23 protein-coding genes are annotated in these 25785 nt (G+C 52.7%); 7 read left to right on the forward strand and 16 right to left on the reverse strand.

What is annotated here, in order from left to right; all coding sequences use genetic code 11:
• Nucleotides 1-177: 177 nt before the first annotated feature.
• Entirely contained in the window at nt 178-2385 is a 2208-nt protein-coding gene (locus EG028_RS09565) for a S46 family peptidase (RefSeq protein WP_120516127.1), read from the forward strand.
• A gap of 126 nt (nt 2386-2511) precedes the next feature.
• Here the strand turns inward: EG028_RS09565 and EG028_RS09570 are convergent, their stop codons facing one another.
• From EG028_RS09570 to EG028_RS09580, 3 genes are read right to left on the reverse strand one after another with little or no spacing between them, the layout of a single operon-like run.
• On the reverse strand, nt 2512-2928 hold the full coding sequence (locus tag EG028_RS09570) for a hypothetical protein (protein ID WP_120516126.1): 417 nt from the start codon (nt 2926-2928) through the stop codon (nt 2512-2514).
• 5 nt (nt 2929-2933) lie between these two features.
• Complete coding sequence (locus EG028_RS09575; protein ID WP_120516125.1) at nt 2934-3830, reverse strand: class I SAM-dependent methyltransferase; 897 nt, start codon at nt 3828-3830, stop codon at nt 2934-2936.
• Nucleotides 3831-3863: 33 nt separating this feature from the next.
• The gene (locus EG028_RS09580) at nt 3864-5417 is read right to left on the reverse strand and encodes an acyl-CoA mutase large subunit family protein (protein ID WP_120516124.1); all 1554 of its coding nucleotides are present in this window, start codon (nt 5415-5417) and stop codon (nt 3864-3866) included.
• Nucleotides 5418-5471: 54 nt separating this feature from the next.
• Between EG028_RS09580 and EG028_RS09585 the strand changes: the two genes are divergently transcribed.
• Nucleotides 5472-6374, forward strand: coding sequence for a M23 family metallopeptidase (locus tag EG028_RS09585; protein ID WP_120516123.1), 903 nt, complete (start codon nt 5472-5474; stop codon nt 6372-6374).
• 49 nt (nt 6375-6423) lie between these two features.
• On the opposite strand, the gene EG028_RS09590 is transcribed toward EG028_RS09585, so the two are convergent.
• The 10 genes from EG028_RS09590 to EG028_RS09635 all read right to left on the reverse strand — a co-directional run bounded on the left by EG028_RS09590 (nt 6424) and on the right by EG028_RS09635 (nt 18906).
• Nucleotides 6424-6981: a DUF7935 family protein gene (locus EG028_RS09590; protein WP_120516122.1), complete on the reverse strand. Its 558-nt coding sequence runs from the start codon at nt 6979-6981 to the stop codon at nt 6424-6426.
• Nucleotides 6982-7252: 271 nt separating this feature from the next.
• The gene (locus EG028_RS09595; RefSeq protein WP_120516121.1) at nt 7253-8683 is read right to left on the reverse strand and encodes an L-serine ammonia-lyase; all 1431 of its coding nucleotides are present in this window, start codon (nt 8681-8683) and stop codon (nt 7253-7255) included.
• 116 nt (nt 8684-8799) lie between these two features.
• Entirely contained in the window at nt 8800-10191 is a 1392-nt protein-coding gene (locus EG028_RS09600; protein WP_120516120.1) for a SusD/RagB family nutrient-binding outer membrane lipoprotein, read from the reverse strand.
• Nucleotides 10192-10202: 11 nt separating this feature from the next.
• A complete protein-coding gene (locus tag EG028_RS09605) occupies nt 10203-13715 on the reverse strand; it encodes a SusC/RagA family TonB-linked outer membrane protein (RefSeq protein WP_206614416.1) in 3513 nt (1170 codons plus the stop codon).
• Nucleotides 13716-13968: 253 nt separating this feature from the next.
• Nucleotides 13969-14925 (reverse strand): FecR family protein, encoded by a 957-nt coding sequence (locus tag EG028_RS09610; RefSeq protein ID WP_120516119.1) that lies wholly within the window; start codon nt 14923-14925, stop codon nt 13969-13971.
• A gap of 163 nt (nt 14926-15088) precedes the next feature.
• The gene (locus EG028_RS09615; RefSeq protein ID WP_162946394.1) at nt 15089-15661 is read right to left on the reverse strand and encodes an RNA polymerase sigma factor; all 573 of its coding nucleotides are present in this window, start codon (nt 15659-15661) and stop codon (nt 15089-15091) included.
• Nucleotides 15662-15789: 128 nt separating this feature from the next.
• Nucleotides 15790-16290: an FKBP-type peptidyl-prolyl cis-trans isomerase gene (locus EG028_RS09620; RefSeq protein WP_120516117.1), complete on the reverse strand. Its 501-nt coding sequence runs from the start codon at nt 16288-16290 to the stop codon at nt 15790-15792.
• A gap of 12 nt (nt 16291-16302) precedes the next feature.
• Nucleotides 16303-16809, reverse strand: a complete 507-nt coding sequence (locus tag EG028_RS09625) for an FKBP-type peptidyl-prolyl cis-trans isomerase (RefSeq protein WP_120516116.1) — start codon at nt 16807-16809, stop codon at nt 16303-16305.
• Between the two features lie 126 nt (nt 16810-16935).
• Nucleotides 16936-18570, reverse strand: a complete 1635-nt coding sequence (gene groL, locus EG028_RS09630) for a chaperonin GroEL (RefSeq protein WP_120516115.1) — start codon at nt 18568-18570, stop codon at nt 16936-16938.
• Between the two features lie 54 nt (nt 18571-18624).
• A complete protein-coding gene (locus tag EG028_RS09635) occupies nt 18625-18906 on the reverse strand; it encodes a co-chaperone GroES (RefSeq protein ID WP_120516114.1) in 282 nt (93 codons plus the stop codon).
• Nucleotides 18907-19206: 300 nt separating this feature from the next.
• On the opposite strand from EG028_RS09635, the gene nusB reads away from it, so the two are divergent.
• From nusB to EG028_RS09660, 5 genes are all read left to right on the forward strand, one after another.
• Nucleotides 19207-20136 carry a transcription antitermination factor NusB gene (gene nusB, locus EG028_RS09640; RefSeq protein WP_120516113.1) on the forward strand — a complete coding sequence of 310 codons (930 nt, stop codon included), beginning with the start codon at nt 19207-19209 and terminating at the stop codon, nt 20134-20136.
• Between the two features lie 12 nt (nt 20137-20148).
• Nucleotides 20149-20589: a DUF1573 domain-containing protein gene (locus EG028_RS09645; protein ID WP_120516112.1), complete on the forward strand. Its 441-nt coding sequence runs from the start codon at nt 20149-20151 to the stop codon at nt 20587-20589.
• A gap of 36 nt (nt 20590-20625) precedes the next feature.
• Nucleotides 20626-20979: a preprotein translocase subunit YajC gene (gene yajC / locus EG028_RS09650; protein ID WP_120516111.1), complete on the forward strand. Its 354-nt coding sequence runs from the start codon at nt 20626-20628 to the stop codon at nt 20977-20979.
• 76 nt (nt 20980-21055) lie between these two features.
• Nucleotides 21056-21682, forward strand: coding sequence for a dephospho-CoA kinase (gene coaE, locus EG028_RS09655; RefSeq protein WP_120516110.1), 627 nt, complete (start codon nt 21056-21058; stop codon nt 21680-21682).
• Nucleotides 21683-21768: 86 nt separating this feature from the next.
• Nucleotides 21769-22386, forward strand: coding sequence for a hypothetical protein (locus EG028_RS09660; RefSeq protein WP_120516109.1), 618 nt, complete (start codon nt 21769-21771; stop codon nt 22384-22386).
• Between the two features lie 72 nt (nt 22387-22458).
• On the opposite strand, the gene EG028_RS09665 is transcribed toward EG028_RS09660, so the two are convergent.
• The 3 genes from EG028_RS09665 to EG028_RS09675 all read right to left on the reverse strand — a co-directional run bounded on the left by EG028_RS09665 (nt 22459) and on the right by EG028_RS09675 (nt 25711).
• Nucleotides 22459-23649 (reverse strand): pyridoxal phosphate-dependent aminotransferase, encoded by a 1191-nt coding sequence (locus tag EG028_RS09665; RefSeq protein ID WP_120516108.1) that lies wholly within the window; start codon nt 23647-23649, stop codon nt 22459-22461.
• Between the two features lie 104 nt (nt 23650-23753).
• Entirely contained in the window at nt 23754-24461 is a 708-nt protein-coding gene (locus tag EG028_RS09670; protein WP_123864614.1) for a DUF4397 domain-containing protein, read from the reverse strand.
• A gap of 35 nt (nt 24462-24496) precedes the next feature.
• Nucleotides 24497-25711: a serine hydrolase gene (locus tag EG028_RS09675; RefSeq protein ID WP_162946393.1), complete on the reverse strand. Its 1215-nt coding sequence runs from the start codon at nt 25709-25711 to the stop codon at nt 24497-24499.
• Nucleotides 25712-25785 lie beyond the last annotated feature (74 nt).

Raw genomic sequence — 25785 nt, forward strand, 5'->3', positions numbered from 1 at the left:
ATTGACAAAATACCGCGAAGGCCGTACCGTTTGGTGCGGCCTTTGTTTTTGTAACATACGGGCCTGTAATACAATCATATTGGAGAACTCCATTCCACCTTTGTTTTCCCCGCAAAACCGGCTTGTTAATCCTCCGGTTATCTGTAAATTGCCGCTTTGATTCACCAAACCCATCTTATGAGGCAAAAAATCGCTATGTACTCGCTGATTGCAGTATTATCCCTGGCCCGTCTTTCCGCTTTTGCCACGGAAGGCATGTGGCTGCCGCAGCTGCTCGGCAGGCTGAATGAAAAGGAAATGAAGGGCATGGGCCTGAAGATCACCGCGGCCGATATCTACAATGTGAACAAAGGCAGCCTGAAAGACGCCATTGTAAGTTTTGGCGGCTTCTGCACCGGGGAGATCATTTCCTCCAAAGGACTGCTGCTCACCAACCACCATTGCGGCTACGACGCCATTCAGAAACACTCCTCCGTTCAGAATAATTACCTGGACAAAGGCTTCTGGGCCCGCAGCATGCAGGAAGAACTACCTAACGCCGGCCTTACCGCCACCTTTATCGTGCGCATCGAAGATGTGACGAAGCAGGCACTGGAAGGCGTGGCCGGCAATCTTACCGAAAGCCAGCGCCAGAGCGCGATAGACAAAAACCTGAACAGGATCAAAGAAACCGCGAAAAAGGAAGCCTGGCAGGAAACCCTTATCAAACCTTTTTTTGAAGGCAACCAGTATTTCCTGTTCGTTACCGAAACATATAAAGACGTACGCCTCGTAGGCGCCCCACCTTCTTCCATCGGGAAGTTCGGCGCGGATACGGACAACTGGGTATGGCCCCGCCACACCGGCGACTTCTCCATTTTCCGGGTATATGCCGGCAAAGACAACCGCCCCGCGGAATACTCCGCGGACAATGTGCCCCTTCAGCCCAAACATTTCCTGCCCATCTCGCTGGACGGCATCGACGCAAACGATTTTACGATGGTGTTCGGTTTTCCCGGCCGTACCAACGAGTACCTGCCTTCCGAAGCGGTAAAACTCACCGTGGATGGCCAGGACCCCGCCCGCGTAAGCATGCGCGACGCCGCGCTGAAAGTGATAGACGGGTTTATGCGCAAAGACGAGCAAATCAAAATACAATATGCGGCCAAACAAGCTTCCACGGCCAATTCCTGGAAAAAATGGATCGGGGAGATGCAGGGTGTACGCCAGACAGGTGGTATCCGGCGCAAACTGGATTACGAAGCGCGTTTTCAGCAACTCGTAAAAAACAACGCGGAATACCAGGGCACCTACAGCGGGCTGCTGGATTCGCTGAACAATCTTTACAAAACACAGGCGCCTTATGCCATCGCCCGCGACTACTACACCGAACTGATCCGCAACGCGGAGATGCTGGGTTTTGCGAACAGCGCCATCACCTTGCTGCAGGAAACACGGCTGAAAGGAGAGGAGCAATATGAAACGCTCAAACAGGCCTTTCTCGCCAAAGTAAAACCGCAATACGGGAACTATAACAACGATGTGGACCGCGAAGTGGCCACCGCCCTGCTGGATATCTATTTCAAAGAAGTGCCGTCGAATAAGATCGGAGGAGAAGCATACCAGATATGGATGGAAACGAACAAGGACGGTAAGACCACTGCCAATAAAATGTACAGCCAGTCAGCCTTTACGTCATACGACAAGCTGGCCGCATTCCTCAACAGGTCTTTCAAAACCGTGTCCGCCGATGTATGGAAAGACCCCGCTACCCGCCTGATGATAGGCCTGCGCAACGGTTATATCGACTTTGTCAACAAACCTTACGACGAGCTTCAGCCGGAGATCAACCGCCTGCAACGCCGCTATATGGCCGCGCAGATGGAAGTGATGAAAGACAAACGTTTTTACCCTGACGCGAACAGCACCCTGCGTATCACCTACGGGAAAGTGAACGGCTACGCGCCACGCGATGCGGTAAAATATGACTTCGCGACAACGCTGGACGGTGTGATGGAAAAATATAAACCAGGCGATTACGAGTTTGACGTGCCTGAAAAATTACGTGAACTCTACGCTCAAAAGGATTACGGCCAATACGGCGCCAACGGCAAAATGCCGGTATGTTTTATTGCCAGCAACCACACTACCGGCGGCAACTCCGGCAGCCCCGCGCTGGATGCTTACGGCAACCTCATCGGTCTCAACTTTGACCGTACCTGGGAAGGCACCATGAGTGATATCAATTATGATCCCGCCATCTGCCGGAACATCATGGTGGATATACGGTATGTATTGTTTATCGTGGATAAGTTCGCCGGTGCAAAAAACCTTATTGAAGAACTGAAACTGGTACATCCGAAAAAGGCTAAACCAAAAGTAACGCCGCTAAAAAAAGCAGCGTAATAAAAAAGCCGGTCAGCATTGACCGGCTTTTTTATTACCGAACAGATACTTTACCAGTTCGCGTAGGAAATCATCTTATTTCATCAGGCACCGCGTACAGTGCATATTCATGAAGCCGTTCTTCCGTCATGGCAGATACGATTGTTTGATGGTTGCGAGTTTTTTGCGGCAGATCACAAAATTGATGATAGCCGCTAAAAGGATGCCGATGGTCAGCGTAAATTCAACAGGGATGGTAAGGTGGCTGGATACATTCCGCCAGAAACCGCCTTTCTCCAGCGGGCGGTGAACGATCAGCCAGAAAAGGATGAGGTTTACCGGCAGCAGTACGCCAAATACGAGGGCGGCGTAACGGAAATAGGTCTTCGCCTGTTCATATTTCACTTCCGCATATTCCACGGCGATATATTTCAGCACTTCTTCAATCTCATACGGCTTCAGGCCGTAATGGGTCAGCGCTTCCGGGATGTCAGCGTCATCGTCGCTGATCCGGGCAAGGCCGAGCGCGTATTGCGCGTAGTGATGAAGGGTGCTTTTGTCCATACCGGTTAATATGCTTTTATCTCGTACACGATGGAGCTGCATTTATCTACATGCCGCCATGCTTTCCAGTAGGAGCGCAGGCCGTTCCAGCCGCCGGCTGCCATACCGCTGCCGCCTTTGCTGTTTTTTTCGCTGAGCAGGCTCACGTAGAAGGCGTCGAACACCATGGGATGTTTCTGCACGATCTTCAATTCATGGCGTTGCAGCAGGATGTCCATGGAGCGGGGAGAGAAATGGTAGAGATGGCGCGGCACATCGTATGCGGCCCATTCCGCTCCATAGATGCGGGCATCGGTGGAGGTGTAGTTGGGCACGGCGATCAGCAGCGCGCCGCCGGGTTTCAGCAGGGTGCGGATCTGCGCGAGGTATTTGTGCAGGTCGTGTACATGCTCCAGCACATGCCACATGGTGATGCAGTCGAACTGGGCGGGGGCGAGGGAGAAAAGCTCTTCCACGCTTTGTGTGTCCAGTTTGTAAAGGTTGCGTGCGTTTTCGCGTGCGTCCGCATCGGGCTCAAGGCCGGTAACGTCCCAGCCGAGCAGTTTCATGTGGTGGAGAAACGCGCCGGTGCCGCTGCCGATGTCCAGCAGGCGGCCCTGTTTTACGCCCGCGGCGGTTTTTACCCAGTTCTGTTTGGAACGCATGGTGATCTTGCGCACGCTGTGATACATGCGGTTGATCAGCCCCTCGTGGGTTTCGGTATGTGAAATGTATTCTTCGGATTTGTAATACCGCCCTATTTCATGCTGCGGGGGAACGTCCTGTGTGAAGCGGCCGGTACAGGCTGCGCATTCCCAGATGTCGAAGGTTTCTTTCGATACGGTATAGTCCCTGGCGGTAAGTGATTTTCCGATCTTTCCTGATCCGCAAACAGGGCATTGCTGGTAATGGATACTACTCATGGTTATGATAAAGCTGGCTGCAAGATAAGTAAATTAAATCCCCCTGTACTCCCCCCACACATTCCGCAGGCTGTCCGCGATCTCGCCGAGGGTACAGTAGTTTTCCACCGCTTCCACCACCAGGGGCATCAGGTTCTCCGGAGTCTGCGCGCGGGCCGCGATGGCCTCCAGCAGGGATGTTACCTTTTTGTTATCCCGGCGGCCGCGGAGGTTTTCCAGTTTTTCCGACTGCACTTTCCGGATACTGTCGTCTATCCTGAACACATCCGTGTCCGGCTCTTCTTTGACGGTGAATTTATTGACGCCCACGATGATCTTTTCCCCGTTTTCGATCTCCTGCTGGTACTGGTATGCGCTCTGGGCGATCTCGTCCTGGATGAAACCCTGTTCTATCGCGCTCACGGAGCCGCCCATGGCGTCTATCTTGCTAATCAGTTCCCAGGCACGGGTTTCCACTTCTTTGGTGAGCGATTCCACGTAATAAGAGCCGGCCAGTGGGTCCACGGTATCGGCAATGCCGCTTTCGTAGCCGATGATCTGCTGGGTGCGTAGCGCAATGCGTGCAGCCGCTTCCGTTGGCAGGGAGATGGCCTCGTCATACCCGTTTGTATGCAGGCTTTGCGTACCGCCGAGTGTGGCGGCAAGCGTCTGCACGGCTACCCGCACGATGTTGTTGTGCGGCTGCTGCGCGGTGAGCGTGCTGCCGCCGGTCTGGGTGTGAAACCGCAGCATCTGCGCTTTCGGGTCCGTGGCACCCAGTTCTTTGGTAATGTGCGCCCACATGTTGCGCGCCGCGCGGAACTTCGCCACTTCTTCAAAAAGGTGGTTGTGCGCGTTGAAGAAAAAGCTCAGCCTTTTGGCGAACACATTGATATCCAGTCCCACTGCCTGCGCCGCCTTCAGATAGGCCTTGCCGTTGGATAGGGTGAAAGCCAGCTCCTGTACCGCGTTTGCGCCTGCTTCGCGGATATGGTAGCCGCTGATGGAGATCGTGTTCCATTTGGGCACTTCACGGCTGCAATAGTCAAAAATGTCGGTGATGAGCCGCATGGAAGGCTGCGGGGGATAAATAAAAGTACCGCGCGCGGCGTATTCTTTGAGAATGTCGTTCTGGATAGTGCCGGAGATCTTCTGCAGGTCCGCGCCCTGTTTTTTGGCAAGGGCGATGTAGAGCGCCAGCAGGATAAACGCGGTGGCGTTGATGGTCATGGAAGTGGATACTTTTTCCAGCTCGATGCCGGCAAACAGGATCTCCATATCTTCCAGCGAATCAATGGCTACGCCTACTTTGCCCACTTCGCCTTCCGCCATGGCATGATCGGAATCGTAACCGATCTGCGTGGGCAGGTCAAAGGCCACGCTGAGGCCGCTTACGCCCTGGCCGAGCAGGTAATGGTAACGTTTGTTGGATTCTTCCGCGGTGCTGAAACCCGCGTATTGCCGCATGGTCCACAGTTTGTCCCGGTACATGGAGGCGTGGATGCCCCTGGTAAAGGGAAATTCGCCCGGCATTTCATTCATCGGCAGGGGAGTGGCATACAAGGGCCGTATCTCGATCCCTGAATCCGTCCTGATCTTCTTTTCCATATTTACAATGTTACTTTAAAAACGATAAATTGCGGTAAATTTTGTTGCTCGGCTATGTTTACGTATTTGTTGTTGGCGCTTACGATCGGATTGGCGGCGCTAAGTATATGGTTGATGTACCGGGCTTCCCGGAAACCCCTTGCAGACCTGGTGTTCACCGCAGTGTTCGCCGCTTTCCTGGCTTTGTTCATTTACCTCTACGGTATGTGGGTATTCCTTAGTGTATACCTGAAGTACGTGTTCGGTATCCTGTTCCTCCTCAGCACCGCCTGGTTCTTTATCCGGCGAAAGGTGACCCTTCGCGCCCGTCCTATCTGGATGAAGTTTATTTTTACCATTTTGCTGGGCATTGCGAGCGTTTTATACTTCACCGGCACCACCGGGGTGCCCAGGACGGTTGAGCTCGATTTTCCGCTTAAAAAGGGCCGTTATTTCGTTTTACAGGGCGGGAAGGGACTGCCCACCAATATCTTTCACTTCAGCCTGCGCGGCGCGATCTACGCCATGGACATCGTGAAGCTGAACAAATACGGCAACCGCGCCAATACCGTTTTTTCCCGCAACCTGGAAGATTACGCCATTTTCGGCGATACGATCTACAGCCCCTGCGCGGGCAAAGTAGTGCGGGCATACGGCGACAATCCCGACAATATTCCGCCTAATATGAACCGCGGACCGAAGAATACAAACATGGTGGTGATAGAAGGCGAGGACTACATCGTGTTCATGGGCCACCTGAAACGGGGCAGCATAATGGTAAAAGAAGGGGATATCGTGAAGATGGGCCAGCCGCTGGGCTGCGTGGGCAATTCCGGCTTCAGCACCGAACCGCACCTGCATATACAGGTGCATTCCATAGAAAAAGACAAGCCCTGGTATGCCAGCCCGCCGTTGTACATACGGTTCAATGGGAAAACTTACCTGCTGAACGAAATGATCAGGGAAAAAAATCTATAAAAGAAAAAGAGACCGCCTGGTCTCTTTTTCTTTTATAGTTGATATCGTTTTACCGTTGCATCAGTTTTCTTGCTTCGGCGTTGATGATCTCTATCGCAATATCCGAAGGGGATTCCGGCTGCAGCATGAATAGTTCCAGTATCTGTTTGTTCAGCTCAATGGAAGGCGCATCCGGCGGCAGTTTCAGGGCAATCTGGTTGATGATGGAGATCGTTTGTTCCTTCACCGTTTTCACCGCTTCCCAGGCCTGCGCCGTTACATATATCTGCTGCGAAACATTATGATCGTATTCGGATTTGATGCTGGACACCATGCCGATCTGCATATCCAGTACGGAAAACCCCGGCTGGTTCACCCGGCTGATCAGGTTCTGCGGGGCAATACGCTCTACGAACAGCACGATCCTTTCGTATGCCTGCAGCTGCAAAGGCAGCACCACATCACCCTGGCCGCCTTCGGTTTTACCTGAAGCGGATTTCAACCCTTTTTCCCTTTCTTCTTTTTCTTTCTTTTCGCCTTTTTTCAAGGTGTCTTTCAGCGTCCAGATAACGAGCACTACCGCACCTGCAATAATTACAATAAATAAAAGTTCCTGACTGGATGGCATAATCGGGTGTGTTTTAGAATCACAAATATAACAGGTTTTTATTATTTGTAAGTTAAAACCTGCGGATTTAAAATATGCCAGGCCTTGTGATACTATTTTCACCATTCTTCTCCTTGCTCTCTCCTTGCTCCTTCCTTCGACGATCGTTGCTCTATCGTTCGACCAGGCTATAGGTTAATCCAGTACCAGTATGGGCCATTTTTATCCTCCCGGGCGCGGATTTCTCCTCCCCGGCGGGCAGTTTAAATGGCTGTTGATGGCGGGAAAAATGTTAACATTCGGGCAAACTGATCGGGATATTCACCGCCAGGCCCCCGTCAGAGGTTTCCTTGTACTTGGAATTCATGTCCTGCGCGGTTTCCCACATGGTTTTCACCACGGCGTCCAGCGATACTTTGGCCAGTTCCGGGTTGCTCTGGAGGGCGAGCTGCGAAGCGGTGATGGCTTTGATCGCGCCCATGGTGTTCCTTTCGATGCAGGGCACCTGCACGAGGCCGCCGATAGGGTCGCAGGTGAGGCCGAGGTGGTGCTCCATGGCTATTTCCGCCGCCATCAGCACCTGGCGCTGGCTGCCGCCCATACATTCCGTAAGGGCCGCGGCTGCCATGGCCGAAGACACGCCTATTTCCGCCTGGCATCCGCCCATGGCGGCCGAAATGGTCGCGCGTTTTTTGAAGATGCTGCCCACTTCAGAGGCGGTAAGCATAAACTGGATGATCTTTTCGGTATGCAGGCCATCGCAGAAGGTGATGAAATACTGCAATACGGCGGGTATCACGCCCGCGGCGCCGTTTGTGGGGGCGGTCACCACCCTGCCGAAAGAAGCGTTCTCTTCGTTTACGGCAAGGGCGAAACAGCTTACCCAGTCCAGCGTGTAGGAGAAATGTTCCCCGCCCGCGCGGATGGCTTCCACCCAGCTGTTATAGTCGGTGTAGGTTCTTCCTTTTAAAAGTTTGGTGTTGAGCGCCGCGGCCCTCCGGCCTACTTTCAACCCGCCGGGCAGCTCACCCGTGGTATGGCAGCCGCGGTAAATGCAGTCGCGCATCACCTGCCAGATCTGCATAATGCCGGCTTTGGTGTCCGCCTCGCTGCGCCAGGCCTGTTCGTTTTCCATCACCACTTCGGAGATGGAATAACCGGTTTTGATGCACCATTGCAGCAGCTGTCTTGCCGTATCGATGGGAAAAGGCAGGTCCACGCTGTTTTTCCCGCCGCCTGCGGTTTCTCCTTCCTTTATCACAAAACCGCCACCGATGGAATACCAGGTGGATGCCAGCTGTTCGCCGTTTTGCAGCGTTACCAGGAAAGTGAGGGCGTTCGGGTGGAAGGGGAGGGATTCATCGTAGAGGAATTCGATGTCTGTGAGCGGATCGAAATGGATCCCGTATTTGCCTTGCAGCAGGAGCTTCTGTTCGCGGCGTATCTTTTCGATCTTCGCGTCTATATCGTTCACATCGCAGGTAACGGGGTCTTCGCCGCCGAGGCCCAGCTGAATGGCTATATCCGTACCGTGGCCATGACCTGTTTTGGCAAGGGAGCCGTACAGCAATATACCGAGGCGCTGTACAGAAGGGAGCGTGCCCGCTTCTTCCAACTCACTGATAAAACGCATGGCGGCGCGCCAGGGGCCTAATGTATGTGAGCTGCTGGGTCCTACGCTTATCTTGAAAATATCAAATACTGAGATACACTCGTGTGGCACAATAAACAGGTTTAATCTCCAAAGTTAAGGGATTTGGGTCCACTTCTGTTCCGCGCAAAAAAAATACGCGCTACCGCAAGCAGTAACGCGCATTATGTTGACAGATAGAGAAAGACTTACTTATTCCACCACACTTTTCCGTAGAGGCCGTCTCCCGCACCGCCGAACTGGCGGCTAACGGCGTCCGTGTAATTGGTGGCGTTGTTGAACACCTCGTCCGGCGGATAGCCCTGGCGGTTAGGCACGTCCCTGCCTTGTGGTTTCACGAAGGTGGGGAAACCCGTTCTTCTCCATTCGGCCCAGGCTTCGAAGCCGTGCATGAAGAGGTGGATCCAGCGTTGATTGCCGATCTGCTCGTACCCGGTGGCGGCGCTGTAGGCCATACCGGGGGAAGCCATCATTACACCATAACCGGTGGTATCGTTTTTATTCCACTGGCGCAGGGATTGTTCAATAGCCTGTTTGTAGAACCCTTCCGCGGCGGCGTCTCCACCGCCTATCCAGCCGAGCTTGGCGGCTTCGGCCTGTGCGAAAAGGGCTTGTGCATAGGTTACGAGGTATACCGAAGCATCCTGTTTGCGCTGTTCCGCGCCCAGCAGGCTGAATGCCGTGGTGCTGAGGCCGTCCAGCGCGCCGAACGGAAGGCCCACGTATTGGCCGCCGGTGTTTTTATCTCCGTATATGGGAAGGCGGGGATCGTTTACCGGTTTCATTTTGTTCACCAGCAGTTCGCTGAGCGCCCACCATTTGCGGTTCTGATCCGTGATCTGGTCGTACCAGTAACTTTCGTTCGCCGCTTCCGCCAGGTGTTTGAACACGAGGTTGCTGGTATTGCTGGTCATAATGCCGGCTGCGATCGCTTTGTTGAATTCGTCGCGGCCTTTGGTGGCATTGGCTTTGGAGATGCGCAGCGCCATCAGCAGGCGGATGGTATTGCCCAGTTTTTTCCAGTGGTCCATGTTGCCGTTGTACAGCACATCGTTGCTGATACTGCCGGCCACGATGGATTTGTCCGCTTCGTCCAGCATGGAGAAGAGGGCATTGTAGATGGATTCCTGGGAATCGTATACGGGCGTGAATTTCTCCGCGCCTTTGAGCGATTCTGAATAAGGGACATCGCCCCAGCGGTCTGTAATATGCCAGAAATAATAAGCCTTCAGGATCTTCGCTACCGCCAGCTGGTTGGGTATGGGGCCTTCTTTGGCGTCCAGCTGTTTGGAGGTGATCACTGTTTCGAGGTTCATAAGCGGCCCCTGGTAAATACCGTAGAAACTGGCTGATACCTGGTTGTATAATGAAAGGTTAGGATACTGTGTTTCCGACAGATACTGCGCGTTGTATTCGCCCTGCGGAGATTCCTGCAATACGGGCAGGTACAGCTCCGAATTGGCGATCAGCTGCGTGTTGGAAGCCTGGCTGGGCAGGTTTGTATCGACATTGATGTCGCCAAATTTGTTGCAAGCCCCCAGGATGAAAGTGATTCCTGCTAGAACAATTATTCTTTTCATGGTGTGTGGCTTTAGAAATTGACGATAAGGTTTACTCCGTAAGAACGTACCGTGTTGGCCTGGCCTGATTCAAGCCAGCTGATGCTCTGGCTGCCGCTTGAAAGTTCTGTCGGGTCAAGGCCCTTCGGTGCTTTCTGCCATATCATCCACGGGTTACGCGCTATCAGCGCCACATTGATGCTGCTGAAAGGAAGCTTAGCCAGTTTCGCCTTATTGAAAGTATATCCCAGCCTCAGTTCCCTCAGTTTGATATAATCGCTTTCGTACAGCCATTCTTCGTATACATGTGTGCCCAGTACGGTGCGGTAATAGGCACGGGCGTCCACGTAGGCGGTCACCATCTGTTTGGTGGAGGCGCTCATGCCGGTTACTTTCACGCCGCCGCCTTCCGCCAGCGGGTCACGTACGTTTTTACCGTTTTCGTTGATGGCCGCGGTTTCTTCCGCCATACCGGTTTTAACGGCCAGCATCCTGGATCGGCTGAAGAACATACCGCCCACCTGGTAGTCGATCATCGCACTCAGGTCGAAGTTGCCGATGGTAAAGCTGTTTTGCCATCCGCCGGTGGCATCGGGCAGTACGGAGCCGAAGTTGTGGGTGGCTTCTGTGTACAGCGGCATATTGTTCGTGCCCAGCAGGATGTTCCCGGTAGCGGAATCGCGCTGGTATGCCTTGCCGATGAGGCTGCCGAAAGGTTTGCCCACATATGCGTTGAGATAAGCCGTCACGCCGGAATAGGTGGAGGAGTACAGCGGGTAAACGCTCTGGTTGGGCGCCAGTTCCTTCACCATGCTTTTGTTCATGCTGATGTTGAAAATGGTGTTCCAGGTGAATATCTTTCCGCGTACGGGAGTGGCCGATAGCGCTATTTCAAATCCTTTGTTCTCGATCAGCCCCGCGTTGATGATGGTGCCGCTGTAGCCACTGGTGCCGGAAAGCGCGAGGGGGATGATCTGGTTTTTATTTTTCTGGAGGTAATAAGTGAAGTCCAGTCCGAGCCTGTTGTCCAGGAACTTGAGGTCCACACCGGCTTCGTAGGAATGTGCGAAGGACGGTTTAAGGTTCTGGTTCACGAGGTTGTCCAGCACATAGAGCGAGTTCACCGCCGCGCCGGTAGCCGGTCTGTAAATGCCGCCCACGCCGTAGTTCAGCGAAGTGGCGAACACGCTTACGTCCGAGCCGGCCTGTGCGTAGCTGAGGCGCAGTTTGCCGTAGGTGAGCGGTTTCCATTTCAGCACATCGCTGAAAATAAAGCTGGTGGACACGGAAGGGTAATAATAAGAGTTGTTGTTTTCGTTGAGCGTGGAGGTATTGTCGTTACGCAAAGATGCTTCGAGGAACAGCAGGTTCTTATATCCTACGGAAGCCATGCCGTATGCGCTGCGGATCTTTTTCTCCAGCAGGTAGGAGTTCACAACGGGCCGGTCTATCGAAGCGGCGAGGCTGTAATAACCGGGGCTGGAAAGGCCGCCGGCGGTGGCTCCCGTGATATAAGTGTATTTGCGGCTGTAGATGTTCCCACCCAGGTTTACGTTGAAGGAAAAGTCGTTCACCGTTTTGTTGTACTGCGCGAGGAACTCGTAGTTCATCTCTTTGTTCTGGTATTTATCGTTGGAGTAGGCGGGTACTCTTCTGCTGCCGAAGGCGATCCTGGTCTCGATGTTCTGTGTATACATATCCGCGCGTACAAATCCGCTCAGTTTGAGGCCGGGCAGTACGTTGTAGGTGAGGCCCACATCGCCGAAGAAACGATCACGGCTGTCGTTGCTGGTGTTTTCGTATGCGTCGAAATAGGGATTGTCCCAGTAAAGCGGTTCAAAGTCCGTCACGATGCCGCTGCCGCCGGTGGTGGGAGGGGTGATGTTCCAGTGAAGGTTTGTACCGTCCGCGTATTTGTAGTTCCGCATACGTTTCATATCCATGTTTCGCTGGAACCATTGCACGATATAACGGGAGCCCCACTCGGAGCCCTGTGAGGGGCGCTGGGCATTGTTGTTCGCGTAGTTGATATTGGTGGACACCTGGAGTTTGCTGGTAAGGTCCAGTGAGGCGCTAACGCCCAGGTTGTTCCTTTTCAGCCAGCTGTTCGGCTCCACGCCGTTGATATTGGTGTTGTTGTAACTGAGGCGGAAGGTCGCGTTTTCGCTGCCGCCGGTTACATTGATGCCGTTGTTGAACGTGGTGCCTGTTTCATAAAAGTCCTCGATGTTGCTGGGGTGGGGCAGGAAAGGCGTTTCCTTGCCGTATTCGGCGTCGAGGGGATAGAAGCTGTACACCTGGCGTACGGGCGTGCCGTCCATTTTAGGCCCCCAGCTTTCGTCCCAGTCTGTCTGTACTACTTTCTGGCCGTTGGCGAGGGTGTTCCAGGTCTGTTTGGAGCCTGCGCCGTAAAGGTTTTGCAGTTCCAGGAAGTTGGCCGCTTTTTCTATGGAGAAGGCGCTGTTCAGCTGTACGTTCACTTTTTTGGCGCCGCGTTTTCCTTTTTTGGTGGTGATCATGATCACGCCGTACTGGCCGCGGAGGCCATAAAGGGCGGAGGCGGTGGGGCCTTTCAGTACGCTGATGTCCTCTATATCTTCGGGGTTGATGTCCTGTGCAAGGTTGCCATAATCCGCGCGGTCGCTGCCGGCGAAATTTGAGTTGGAGATGGGTGTGCCGTCCACCACGATCAGCGGCTGGTCTCCTCCTGAAATGGAGTTTACGCCGCGTATCTTGATCTTCTGGGTACCGCCCATGCTGGCGCCGGAAGAGCCTACCACCTGCACGCCGGCCACTTTGCCGGCCAGTGCGCCCAGTACGTTCTGGTCTTTGGCATAGGTGAGGTTTTCTCCTTTCACGCCTTGTGTGGCATAGCCGAGGGCGCGCTGGTTGCGGGTGATGCCGAGTGCGGTCACGACTACTTCGGAAAGGTTGGTGTCACCGTCCTCGAGGCTGAACTCGGCGGTGGCGGTCTGGTTATTCACCACGGTCACTTCGGAGATAATGGCTTTGTACCCCATGGCGGTGGCCTGGAGCTTGTAGGTGCCGGGCTCTACGCCGGTGATGGAAAAACGGCCCTGATCGTCTGCCACGGCACCTTTGGTGGTGCCTACGATCTGCACGGTGGCATAGGCCAGCGGCGCACCGGACGCATCGCGTACCACGCCCCTGATACCGCCATCAAAAGGTGCCGGCACGCTCCTGCTGGCCGCGTTGGCCAGTAAGGGGGCCGCTCCTTTTTTGATGACGATATTGGCGTTCACCTGCTCGTAGCGGAGGTCTGTAGTGCGCAACAGCTCCTCAAGCAGGCGGCTGACGGGGATGTCTGTCGCGTGATAAGTGATATTGTTGTAACCTGCAACGTCCTGGGTTCTGTAAGTAAAAGAGCAGTCGGCCAGCGCTTCGATCTTTTTGAATGCCTGTTTGAGCGAAGCATTTTTCAGCTCAATAGACACTGTGATCTTGTTCAGGTCCTGCCCGCTGCCGGAAGCGGCCATCAATAAGCCGTTGATTGTGAGCAATATGGCCAGAATAGAAATCCTCATAATACACCTTTTGAATTGGAGCCGCCGGAAGATGGGCACCGGCCGCTGTTTTTCATTGCATAGCGGCGCAATGAAATTGCTTTTTTCTACATACAAATTCATAGCTTTGGTAAGTTTAATAATTCACGAAAAGGGATTATTCTACTGCAAACAGGAGCCGCTGCCAGGTCGCAATTGGAGCGGCTCTCTGCTTTTTTGTAACAATCAGCCGGATGCAGGAGTGCACGGATGGTTCATGATCTCTAGATTTTGGTTAATGTATCGTATATACCCCTTCTGTCAGTGACAGCCGGGTGTCTGTAAGTTTGCACAGTACCTGCAGCGCCTGTTCTACGCCAATGTTCCGCTTAAACGAAGTACTTACCGGCACGGACTTCAGTCCTTCCTGCAATATCATCACTTTTACGTCGTACACTCTTTCGAGGTCCGCGATGATGTCCGCCAGCGTTTCCCCGTCATATTGAAGGTCTCCCTGCTTCCAGGGCGCCGCTTCGGCCACCAGTGTTTTTTTGCCGGTATGCGCGAAGTTGGTGATGTCCACTTTCAGCTGCTGGCCTTTGGTGAGGGTGGCAGGGGCGTTTTCCCCGTAATTCACGCGCACTTTGCCCTGGCTTACGCTCACCACCACATTTTTCCGCCCGGGATAGGCCTTGATGTTAAAAGCCGTGCCCAGCACCGTGGTGGATACTTTCCCGGTGTGGATGATGAAGGGTTTCTGCTCGGCGTGCTCCACGTCGAAGTAGGCTTCGCCGGTGAGGTATACCTCTCTTTTATCTTCTCCGAACTTTTCCGGGAATTCCAGTGTGCTGGCTGCGTTCAGCCATACTTCGGAACTGTCCGGCAGCAGGATGTGTTTGTATTCGCTGCGGGCGGTATGCTGGCGGGCCATATGCGAGGGCTGCACCGGTTTTTGCGCCGGCATGAGCCAAAGGGCGGCGCCTGCGGCTGCCACAAAAAAGGCGGCCATGGCCAGCGCTTTCCGGAGAATGGCCCGGTTGCGCCGGTAGGGTACCACCAGCTGGCCGTTTTCGTCCACGTAGGCATCCGCGGGAACGTTGGCGGCCTCCGCCTGGTAAGCCTGGCGGATCAGCTCGCGCACCGCCCCGTCGTGGGCGCTCTGGCGCAGGAGTTCGAAGAACTCTTCGTACTCCTGCCGGGTACAGGTGTTGTCCCGGTATCTTTTGAATAAATATTGTATCCGTTCTTCCATCGCGGTTGGTTGTATTGGTGTATATATCCGGAAGACGGAGCAGCGGGAAAATGTTCCTATCGGGTTTAAAAAAAAAGTGAAGATTTTTTCGAAAGGAAGGGGGAAACCTGTAACCTGGTGATAAAGTGGAATTTATAAAAGCGGGAGGGTTCAGCCTGGTGGATCAGAAAAGGAAAGGGAAAATAAAAGAAAGCGGCCCGGCCGTTTTGGCCACAAAACTCCGGATGGCCTGGAGGGCGGTGGATAGCTGGTTTTTGACGGTATGACGGGAGATTTTCAGCTCTTCGGCTATTTCCTGATAGTTGAGCCCCTCCTCCCGGTTGAGGCAATAAATGAGCTTCCTTTGAGGCGGCAGGCGGTCTATCGCCTTTTGCAGGATGTGATGATATTCCCGGGCTTCCACCATACTGGCGGTGGCCTGCGCGTTTGGCGGCATGGATTCCCAGATGGTCTGGCGCAGGCGCTCATCCGCGGCGGCTTTGCGCAGGAAATCTATCACCCTGTTTTCGGTGAGGCGGTACAGCCAGGCATCCATATTACGGATCTGGCCAAATTCGGCCCTGTGCTCCCATAGCTTGATAAATACGTCCTGGATCACATCCTGGGCGTAAGTTTCGGACTTGGTGAGCCTGAGGGCCAGGGCATACAGCCTGCCTTCATGCTGGCGGAATATCTGCATAAATTGCAGTTCCACCGGGTCCTTGCATGGGGTGCGGTATCTCGTTTCATTGTGCATGCAGAAAGCGGGAATAATTACAGCGATTTGGTTGATCTCGGTCTTTTTAAATGTAGTACATTTTCCCGGAAATATAAAATGCCTGTTGCGGTGAACAACAGGCATTTTTATAAAAAATTCAGTCTGAACTAGTAATAATAGTTATTCAGCTTTACTTCGAAGATCAGCACGGAGTTCGGGGGGATGGTTCCTTTATCCTGGTACTGGTAGCCCAGCACGGAAGGAATGAAGTAACGCACGGTGCCGCCTTTGGTGGTTTTCATCGGGCCTACCTTAAAACCCGCGATAAGACCGGGCTGGCCCAGGCGCATGTCGCCAAAGGTCTGGCCTACAGCGGAGTCGAAGCGCGTGCCGTTTAGCAGGAAACCTTTATAATCGATGTTAAAACGGTCTGTCAGTTTGATGGTATCCCCGCCCTGGCCGTTCGTAAGTACTTTAAAATATACGCCGGTGGTATCGCGCACGTAACCGGTGAGGTTGTTCGCGGCAATGTAGTCCTTGATGGACTGCTCGTCTATCGCAGCCTGTTTGTCATAGTCATACGGGGGCTGGTCGTCATCTTTTTTGTTGCAGGCAAAGATCAGAACGACCGCCAGGAGGCTCACAAGGCCTAAAATGTTTCTCTTCATATATTGTTCCGGTTATTTAATATCGATAAGGCTTACGTCGCATTCAAGAATGGCATTGGGCGGGATGGTGCCGGGCACGCCTACCTGGCCGAAAGCAAGCCGTGAAGGAATATACAGTAAAATGCGCCCGCCTTTGGTGATCAGCGGCAGGCCTATCTGCCAGCCGGCGATATGGTTTTTAAGCTGCCGGTTGTCAAAAGAGGTGGGCAGCAGGCTTTGTTCCACGATCCTGGGGTTGCCCAGGATGCGGCGGGTAAAGGTCACTACCGGCACCTGGTTGAACTTGATCGTGTCTTTTTCATTACCCTTGTCCAGTATTTTATAGACCACGCCGCTGGGATGGTACAGGACGCCGGAGTCCTGGCGGCTGTCTTTCAGGTAATCCCTGATCTGCTCGGTGTCTTTATACACTTCCTCGAGTGCGGCGTCCAGGCTTACATCGTCACCTTTCGAACAGGAGGCCAGGAGCGCAATTTGTACCGCAAGTATGAATAATGTCAGAATTCGCCGGTATAACATGCCTGAATTTAGTGTTTTTTCAAAAATACACCCGTTAAACGGCCGGGAAGGGAGGAAAGTTACAAAGAAAAAATCCCGCCCGTGGAATACCAGGGGCGGGACTTGGAATTTTTATTCCCGGAAGGATTAATAATCCATACCCATACCGTGACCACCTGGCATAGAGGGGGCAGCGGATTTAGGCTCGGGTTTATCAGCGATCACGCATTCAGTGGTCAGCAGCATACCAGCGATGGATGCGGCGTTTTCCAGGGCAATGCGGGCTACTTTGGTAGGATCGATTACACCGGCGGAGAGCAGGTTTTCGTATACTTCAGTGCGGGCATTGAAACCGAAGTCACCTTTGCCTTCTTTCACTTTCTGTACTACGATGGAACCTTCGATACCGGAGTTTTCGGTGATCTGGCGCAGGGGCTCTTCGATAGCGCGTTTTACGATCGCGATACCGGTCTGCTCGTCTTCGTTGTCACCTTTCAGTTTGTCCAGGGATTCGATGGCGCGGATGAACGCAACACCACCACCGGCGATGATACCTTCTTCAACGGCAGCGCGGGTAGCGTGCAGGGCGTCGTCCACACGGTCTTTCTTTTCTTTCATTTCCACTTCAGTGGCAGCGCCAACGTACAGTACAGCTACACCGCCGCTCAGTTTGGCGAGGCGTTCCTGCAGTTTCTCGCGGTCATAATCGGAAGTGGTTACTTCGATCTGTGACTTGATCTGGTTGATACGGCCCTGGATGGCAGCTTTATCACCTTTACCGCCTACAACGGTCGTGTTGTCTTTGTCGATGGTTACGGATTCAGCGCGGCCGAGGTAAGTCAGGTCGGCGTTTTCCAGTTTGTAACCCTGCTCTTCGGAGATTACCACACCTGCGGTGAGGGTAGCAATGTCCTGCAGCATTTCCTTCCTTCTGTCGCCAAAGCCGGGAGCTTTAACAGCAGCTACTTTCAGGGTGCCGCGCAGTTTATTTACCACCAGGGTAGCCAGTGCTTCACCTTCGAGGTCTTCGGAGATGATCACCAGGGGAGCGCCCTGCTGGGCTACTTTTTCCAGGATGTGCAGGATGTCCTTCATGGTGCTAACCTTCTTGTCGTAGATCAGGATGTAAGGATTCTGCAGTTCAGCCTGCATTTTTTCGCTGTTGGTAATGAAGTAAGGGGAGAGGTAACCACGGTCAAACTGCATACCTTCCACTACTTCTACGGTAGTTTCAGTGCCTTTTGCTTCTTCAACGGTGATAACGCCGTCTTTGGTCACTTTCTGCATCGCTTCGGCGATCAGTTTACCGATCTCTGCGTCGTTGTTTGCGGAGATAGCGGCTACCTGTTCGATCTTTTTATTGTCGTTGCCTACTTTTTCGGACTGGCTTTTCAGGTTTTCAACAACCACTTTTACAGCTTTGTCGATACCGCGCTTCAGGTCCATGGGGTTGGCGCCTGCGGCTACGTTTTTCAGGCCTTCGCCGATGATGGACTGGGCCAGAACGGTAGCGGTGGTGGTACCGTCGCCTGCAATGTCAGCAGTTTTGGAAGCCACTTCTTTTACCATCTGGGCGCCCATGTTCTCGATGGGGTCTTCCAGTTCTATTTCTTTCGCTACGGTTACACCGTCTTTGGTCACGCTGGGAGCGCCGAATTTCTTCTCGATCACCACGTTACGGCCTTTGGGGCCCAGGGTCACTTTTACAGCGTTAGCCAGGGTGTCAACGCCTTTTTTCATTTTGTTGCGGGCGTCTGTATTAAAAAATATCTGTTTTGCCATAGTTGTACTATTTTCTTTGGTCGTGTTTTAAAAATGATTCAGGATGGTAGTGGATTAGATAACCGCGAGAATGTCTGATTCGCGCATGATCAGGTAATCGTCGCCTTCCAGGCTGATTTCGGTACCGGAGTATTTGCCATACAGCACGGTATCGCCCACTTTCACACTTACGGGTTCATCTTTTTTACCGGGGCCGGCTGCTACTACCGTACCACGCTGCGGTTTTTCTTTAGCGGTATCGGGGATGATGATGCCGCCTGCGGTTTTTTCTTCAGCTGCTGCGGGTTTTACGATCACCCTGTCTGCCAGAGGTTTAATACTTAAATTTTTAGCCATTGTGATTCTATTTTTAAAAAGATGAGTGTTTGAATAACTGTATTTGACGGTTTTTCCTTTAACGAAGATTATGCCAACCGGCCTGTTTGGCCGTTTAACGTGCGGGAACGAGCCAAATTTTCAGGAAGCAAAGATACACAATTAGAAACGGGACTGTCAAGAAATGACATTTTTTCATTTTTTACCTGTCAGGCGCCCTTCCGTGGCAGTTTAAAGCCGGCCGGATCGCCCGCCCCGGGAAGTATTTTTTATAAAGTCCTTGTAAAACAGTAGATTTGCGGCCATTTTCCTAAGCGTACAATGATCAGTAGAAGAAACATCCGGGTAAAAGTAATGCAAACGCTGTATGCCATGGATACCATGGAGCAGGAGACGGTGAAACCAGGCACTGCTACAAGTTTGCTCAATGAGAAGCTGGACCAGACCTGCCAGATATTCACCTATATACTCTACACACTGGCCCGCGTGGCCCAGTATGCGGAGACCGACGCGCAGGCCAGGGCCAACAAGCACCTGCCCAGCGCACAGGATCTTGCGGTGAATACCAAAGTGGCGGGCAACGACTTTGTGTTCCAGGTACTGGGAGACAAAGGGTTCCAGGTGAATCTCGAGACATGGAAGCTTCGCAAGTACGAAGATATGGACCTCACCCGAAAGCTGTACAACCAGCTGGCGGAAACGGAAGTATATAAGACCTATATCGCCGAACCCTCCAGGGAAAAGGCTTCCGAGAAACATATCATCGAATATATCTATAAAAACATCCTGGAAAAGAACGAGCTTTTCCGCCAGCATATGGAAGATACCTTCCTGCACTGGGGCGATGATGAGGATATGATGGGCATCCTGATGGGCAATTACCTGTCAAAACCCCAGCTGTTCAACTTCCTGCAGCTTATCAGCCGTGAAAAGCTGGAGTACGCCAAGGACCTGCTCACCACCGTGATCAACAAAAAGGATTACTGCATGGAGCTGATCAAACCGAAGCTCCAGAACTGGGACCCTGAGCGCATCGCGGCCGTGGATATGCTCCTGATGGAAATGGGGGTCTGCGAATTCCTGTATTTCCCCACCATCCCCACCAAAGTGACCATCAATGAGTATATAGACCTGGCTAAAGCCTACAGCACGCCGCAAAGCGGGCAGTTTGTGAACGGCATCCTGGACAATATCCTCAAAGACCTGCAACAGTCGAACCTGGTGGAGAAAACGGACCGAAACAAGAAATAAAGTTCATTTTATATGCGACCGATCTTATACCTGTTTTGCGTTGCGGTAATGGCCGTTACAGCCTGCGGCAGCCAGTCCGGCAAAGAGTCTTCCAGGGCTACAGACGCTATGGACACCACAAAAGGGATCTACCCGGTGATGACTTTTGAAAAGGAAAGCCATAACTTTGGCAATGTGGAAGAAGGGGAACAGGTGGAATATTCGTTCAAATTCACCAATACCGGCAAACGTGACCTGCTGATCACCAAGGCGGAAGCCAGCTGCGGATGCACCGTGCCGGAATGGCCGAAAGAACCGCTGAAACCGGGAGAAAGCGGGTATATGAAAGTGAAGTTCGACAGCAAAGGCCGCCCGGAAGGCTATACCGAAAAAGAACTGTATATTCAGGCCAATACCGATCCTCCCATGATCAACGGTCCCAAGATTCAGTGCGTGATCGTGGCAAAGAAATAGTAATTTTACCAGCTTCAAATCAATAAACAACATACGATGTACAACTTATTAAACGTATTTCTGATGACGCCTCCCGCAGGTGGCGGTTCCGGTGGTGGAATGGGCAGCATGGGCACCCTGCTGTTCTTCGGTGGTATGATCCTCGTGATGTGGCTCTTTATGATCCGCCCGCAGACCAAAAAAGCAAAAGCACAGAAAACATTCATCGATAACCTGAGAGAAGGTGACAAGATCGTAACCATTGCCGGCATTCACGGTAAGGTGAAAAAGATCAACGACAACAACACCCTCCAGATCGAGGTGAGCCCCGGTACTTTCTTCACTGTAGAACGTTCTGCCGTGAGCATGGAATACACCGCCGCTATCAATAAAGCTACCGAGACCAAATAATCCGGTCACCGGCCGAAATAATGAAAAGAGAGAAGGTAATATTCCTTCTCTCTTTTTTTGTTTATTTTGCCCTAATATGCAGATCATAGGCATTACCGGAGGCATCGGGTCAGGTAAAACGACCGTCGCGAAGATTTTTTCCCTACTGGGCATTCCCGTCTATTCGGCGGACGATGCGGCTAAGGAAATCATGGTAAACGACCCCTTGCTCGTGTCCCAGATCAGGGATCATTTTGGCGATGCGGCCTACTTCGAAGACGGCACGCTCAACCGTAAATATATCTCCAATATCGTGTTTGCCGACAAGGAACAGCTGGCCGTGCTCAACTCCCTCGTGCACCCCGCCACCATCCGCGATTCCGAAGCCTGGGCCCGCCGGCAGAGCAGCCCCTATGTGCTCAAGGAAGCCGCGTTGATGTATGAAACGGAGTCGTTTCATCATGTGGACAAAGTGATCGTGGTATCCGCCCCGCAGGCCATGCGCATCCAGCGGGTGATGAAGCGCGATAGCGTGGACCGCAACGCCGTGCTGGCACGTATGCACAAACAGCTGGATGAGGCCATCAAACTTAAACTGGCGGATTACATCATTTACAACGACGAACAGCAGATGGTGATACCCCAGGTGCTCAGCCTGCACCGGAAACTGCTGGAAGATGCCCGGCAGGCCGGTAAAAACTTTTCCTCGGACGGGCAGGCATGATTTCCCGCCACTGGTTTAACTTTTTCTTAGCACCGCCAGCCCGGCTTTTAACTTTTCCTTAGAACGCTTTGCTATAGTTTCAGGGCATGACTTCCCGGTTCCTGGCCCTCATGAGCGCGTCCGTATGGTGTACCACCGCATCCGCGCAGCAATTCCTGAAAAGGGATACCCTTCCTTTTCCCCGCTATACCTTTCCCCTGAAGGATTCCCTGAAAAAAGACACTGTGCCCATGCGCGTCTACCAGCTAAAGGAATTTAACGTCCGGCACCGCAATTTCAGTGAAGATTCGTTGCAGCTGGCGAAGCTGCAAAAGAAGGGCTTTAAGTTCATCATGCCCAAACTGGATGGTGAAAAAGGGATCGCTTACGAAAAAGACGGCAGAACGCACCATCTGCCCGGCGTGGCGGTGAATGTGGCGGCTATCGCATCGGTATTTGACTTTAAGAAAAAAGCGCGGGACGAGGCTTTCCGGCGCAGACTGGTGAGCACTATGCAGGAGCGGGAAGTGGATAAAATGTACAATGCCTACCTGGTGGGACGGTTCATCCCTCTGCAGGGGGACAGTCTCTATGAATTTATTGATAAAACCCGGCCCAATGCCGCTTTCCTGGCCGGTATCACCGCTTATGACCTCGGCGTGTACGTGAAGCGGCGGTATAAGGAATACCTGGATACGATACCCGGCGGGGCGAAAACGGAATAAGCGTTATTTTTTAATAAAAGCGGAATGGCGCCCGGTAAGGCGCCATCCATCTATCTTTCAGCCGGTTTTTGCTTATTTCAGCTTAGCCAGCCATTCTTTCATTCTTTTCATCCCTTCCTGTATGCGGTCCATACCGGTGGCGTAAGAGATGCGGATACACTCCGGCTGCTCGAAAGCCGCCCCGGATACCACTGTTACGTTTGCCTTGTGCAGCAGGTACATGCAGAGATCATCCGCATTGTTCACCGTAGTATCGTCAAAAGACCTGCCATAAAAGTGGCTCATGTTCGGGAACATATAAAATGCGCCGTCCGGTTCGTTCACTTTTAATCCTTCGATCTCTTTCAAAGCGTTGTAAATAAAAGCGCGTCTTTCACGGAAAGCGGCCACCATTTCATTGGACGTATCCAGCGGGCCGCGAAGGGCGGTGATGGCGCAGCGTTGTGTGATGGAGCAGGTCGCGGAGGTGAACTGGCTTTGTACCATATCGCAGGCCTTTGCTATTTCCAGCGGCGCGGCCAGGTAACCCAGGCGCCAGCCGGTCATGGCAAAACCTTTGCTCAGCCCGTTGATGATTACCGTACGGTCTTTCAGCGTGCCGAAGCTGGCGATGCTGCTATGCGGCGCCACGTAGTTGATGTACTCATAAATTTCATCGGAGATGATGAAGATCTGCGGATGTTTTTCGAACACTTCCGCCAGGCCTTTCAGTTCTTCGTGCGAATACACGGAGCCGGTGGGGTTGCAGGGGGAAGAAAACATAAACAGCTTCGTTTTCGGTGTGATGGCCGCTTCCAGCCTTTCCGGCGTGATCTTGTATTCATCTTCGATGCCGCAGGGCACGAACTTTACCACGCCCTGGCAGAGTTTTACTAGTTCTGAATAAGTGACCCAGTAAGGCGTGGGGATGATCACTTCATCGCCGGGATTGACGATGCTGAGCACGGCGTTGGCAATGCTTTGTTTGGCGCCGGTGCTCACTACGATCTGCTCGGGAGAGTATTCCAGCGCATTGTCCCGCTGCAGCTTATATGCCACGGCCTGTTTGAGGTCTGCATATCCCGCTACGGGCGTGTAATGTGTGAAACCTTCATCGATGGCTTTTTTGGCGGCTTCGCGGATGTGCTCGGGCGTGTCAAAGTCCGGCTCGCCGATACTGAGGTCCACAATATCAATTCCCTGTGCTTTCAGTTCGCGGCTGAGCTTTGCCATCCTGATGGTTTGCGGCACGGATATCCGTGTTAATCTTTCGGCTAGTTGCATAGACGTTATTTTTTTGGGTTGACCGCGGCAAACCTACTGCAAAAAAATGAAAAAAGGTCCCGGACTTATGCCCGGGACCTTCTTAAATAAACTGGAGCGTATCGTTATTGGTAAGCGACTACTTTGATCACCGGTTTAGTGGTGCCGGTAGCGCCTTTCTGGCCCATCAGGTAGATGTTGTAAGCACCGCCGGTGGCAGTCAGCGCGGCATCGCCTTTCACGGCAATCTCAGCACCTGCTGCGTCTTTTACCGAAATAGTGGTGGTACCTACGTCCACTGCTTCAAACTGTGAATATCCGCCGCCTTCGAAGTCCGCGAAATAACGGGAAGGGAATATTTTATTTGCACCGATGAACACGTCCACGCCGTCGGGGCCTGGCATCAGGTTGTAGAAACGTACGTTGGTCTTGGTCCTGGAAATGCCGTCGAAGTCTTCATTCAGGCGGAACACTTCAACGCCGCTGCCCTGGTCGCCATACACAATGATGGTGTTGTATGCGGAGGTGTCATAAAGCGCGGTAAGGGTGTTCAGCGTACTGTCCGCACCGCCTTTTTTGAAATCGAATTTGTAGGTGTTCGGTTTAAAACGTGCTCCTACCGCTTCGCCGAATGCGATGGGGGTGGGAGTGATCTTTGTACCATCCTGGATGATGTCCAGTCCGTAAACGGGGCTGGCCACACCATTCACGAACGCGATCAGTGTCTGCGGTTCGGGAGGGGTGGGATCACTGTTTTTCAGACAGGAGGAAAAACCGGTAATTGCAACTGCCATCGCGGCCAGTGTCCATAAACGGCTCTTTTTAGTTACCATGCGCTCTTTCATTTTATGTTTTAATACTTATAGGTTTACGGTTGTTGTGGTTTCCGGCTGTAAGTCACTTTATAACGCTCAAGGTCCGGTTTGTATTTTCTAATGCGGTTCAGCTCTGTTTCGTAGATCACATTCCCGAGTTCTTTCAGAAATGGCTGGCCGGTTGATTCAAAGTCGTAGGTATCATCCCCGATGATGCCGTCTTTATTGACATACACTGTTGCGGAAAGCATGAACTCCACGCCGTTGGCAAAGTCTGCAAAATAAGCCACATCTGTTAAAAAGCCATACGCCCAGCCCGGTTTGTTGAATATCCTGAGGCCTGCGGGCAGCTCCGTTTTGGCATCCGCCCCGCCCAGCAGGTATTTGACGTAGTTACGGTGAAATTCCGTGGTGTCGTATACGGGCCAGTCCGTCTCAGTTGGCAATTGGGACATATACCGGTACAAAAACCGGTAATCCTCCTCCGTTAAACGAAATCTGCGCGAAGAAGTTACACTTCCGGGAAAAATTACGCTCCGGAGGATATTATGGAGGTCTTCCAGCACGATCCGGTTCTTTTCGGAGAAGTTAAACGGCGTTTCCACTAATTTTTTCCCGTCATAATGGGCTTTGCCCACGGAGTCTTTCCGGGGGGCGAAGGCGAGGGTGCTGCGCTGCTCGGGCTGGAAATAGAGGGTTTCGTCCTCCTCTCCGTCTTCCCCGGGCCTCACGAAGCGGATGCCGTTCGTCAGGCGGTTCGCCTCCTGCGGCAGGGCGATATCGAGGCGGTGGCGGATCTGGGCGGAGGTGTACCCCTTGTCCCACAGCCCGCGGTTGATCCCTTCCTGCCCGAGGAATTCGTAGAGACGATTAAAGGCGTCGTTGTCGCTGACGAGGAATATTTTTTTAATATAATGAGCAATGGACGGCTGCAGGTCCTCCGCACTGCTGTCTGTGGACACGGCCGGGGTAATGGCTGACAGACTGTCCGTATGCATGGGCGTGTATTTGTCGATCCCCAGCCGGTTCATTTTCTCCAGGGCCAGGAAGGCGGCCGGCATTTTTACCGTAGAAGCAGGGTAGAAGTAGGTTTCAGGGGAAAGGCGATAGGTAAAATCCGTGAAAACCGGGCGGTTACGGGCATCCCGGTCTATCCGGGTGTAAATAACCTGCAGGCGGTATTCGGCCGGATCGGCCATGACAGGGCCAAGGCGCTGACTGTTGGCTTTCAGCAGCGAATCCAGGAATACATCCGTATTTTTTTGCATCGAAGTAGAAATTATCGCCCTGGGAGTTTGGCAGTTCGTAAAAAAAACCAATATTGCACCTGCCAGAAAAAACC

Origin of the sequence: Chitinophaga barathri (assembly GCF_003807585.1) — a bacterium.
GTDB lineage: Bacteria > Bacteroidota > Bacteroidia > Chitinophagales > Chitinophagaceae > Chitinophaga > Chitinophaga barathri.

Coding starts and splice junctions, on each gene's coding strand:
- EG028_RS09575 (WP_120516125.1), bottom strand. CDS start 3,830: ATGAGTAGTATCCATTACCAGCAATGCCCTGTTTGCGGATCAGGAAAG.
- EG028_RS09565 (WP_120516127.1), top strand. CDS start 178: ATGAGGCAAAAAATCGCTATGTACTCGCTGATTGCAGTATTATCCCTG.
- EG028_RS09625 (WP_120516116.1), bottom strand. CDS start 16,809: ATGTTATACCGGCGAATTCTGACATTATTCATACTTGCGGTACAAATT.
- EG028_RS09645 (WP_120516112.1), top strand. CDS start 20,149: ATGCGACCGATCTTATACCTGTTTTGCGTTGCGGTAATGGCCGTTACA.
- EG028_RS09585 (WP_120516123.1), top strand. CDS start 5,472: ATGTTTACGTATTTGTTGTTGGCGCTTACGATCGGATTGGCGGCGCTA.
- EG028_RS09605 (WP_206614416.1), bottom strand. CDS start 13,715: ATGAGGATTTCTATTCTGGCCATATTGCTCACAATCAACGGCTTATTG.
- EG028_RS09570 (WP_120516126.1), bottom strand. CDS start 2,928: ATGGACAAAAGCACCCTTCATCACTACGCGCAATACGCGCTCGGCCTT.
- nusB (WP_120516113.1), top strand. CDS start 19,207: ATGATCAGTAGAAGAAACATCCGGGTAAAAGTAATGCAAACGCTGTAT.
- coaE (WP_120516110.1), top strand. CDS start 21,056: ATGCAGATCATAGGCATTACCGGAGGCATCGGGTCAGGTAAAACGACC.
- EG028_RS09580 (WP_120516124.1), bottom strand. CDS start 5,417: ATGGAAAAGAAGATCAGGACGGATTCAGGGATCGAGATACGGCCCTTG.
- EG028_RS09635 (WP_120516114.1), bottom strand. CDS start 18,906: ATGGCTAAAAATTTAAGTATTAAACCTCTGGCAGACAGGGTGATCGTA.
- EG028_RS09620 (WP_120516117.1), bottom strand. CDS start 16,290: ATGAAGAGAAACATTTTAGGCCTTGTGAGCCTCCTGGCGGTCGTTCTG.
- EG028_RS09590 (WP_120516122.1), bottom strand. CDS start 6,981: ATGCCATCCAGTCAGGAACTTTTATTTATTGTAATTATTGCAGGTGCG.
- EG028_RS09615 (WP_162946394.1), bottom strand. CDS start 15,661: ATGCACAATGAAACGAGATACCGCACCCCATGCAAGGACCCGGTGGAA.
- EG028_RS09675 (WP_162946393.1), bottom strand. CDS start 25,711: ATGCAAAAAAATACGGATGTATTCCTGGATTCGCTGCTGAAAGCCAAC.
- yajC (WP_120516111.1), top strand. CDS start 20,626: ATGTACAACTTATTAAACGTATTTCTGATGACGCCTCCCGCAGGTGGC.
- EG028_RS09610 (WP_120516119.1), bottom strand. CDS start 14,925: ATGGAAGAACGGATACAATATTTATTCAAAAGATACCGGGACAACACC.
- EG028_RS09600 (WP_120516120.1), bottom strand. CDS start 10,191: ATGAAAAGAATAATTGTTCTAGCAGGAATCACTTTCATCCTGGGGGCT.
- groL (WP_120516115.1), bottom strand. CDS start 18,570: ATGGCAAAACAGATATTTTTTAATACAGACGCCCGCAACAAAATGAAA.
- EG028_RS09670 (WP_123864614.1), bottom strand. CDS start 24,461: ATGGTAACTAAAAAGAGCCGTTTATGGACACTGGCCGCGATGGCAGTT.
- EG028_RS09660 (WP_120516109.1), top strand. CDS start 21,769: ATGACTTCCCGGTTCCTGGCCCTCATGAGCGCGTCCGTATGGTGTACC.
- EG028_RS09665 (WP_120516108.1), bottom strand. CDS start 23,649: ATGCAACTAGCCGAAAGATTAACACGGATATCCGTGCCGCAAACCATC.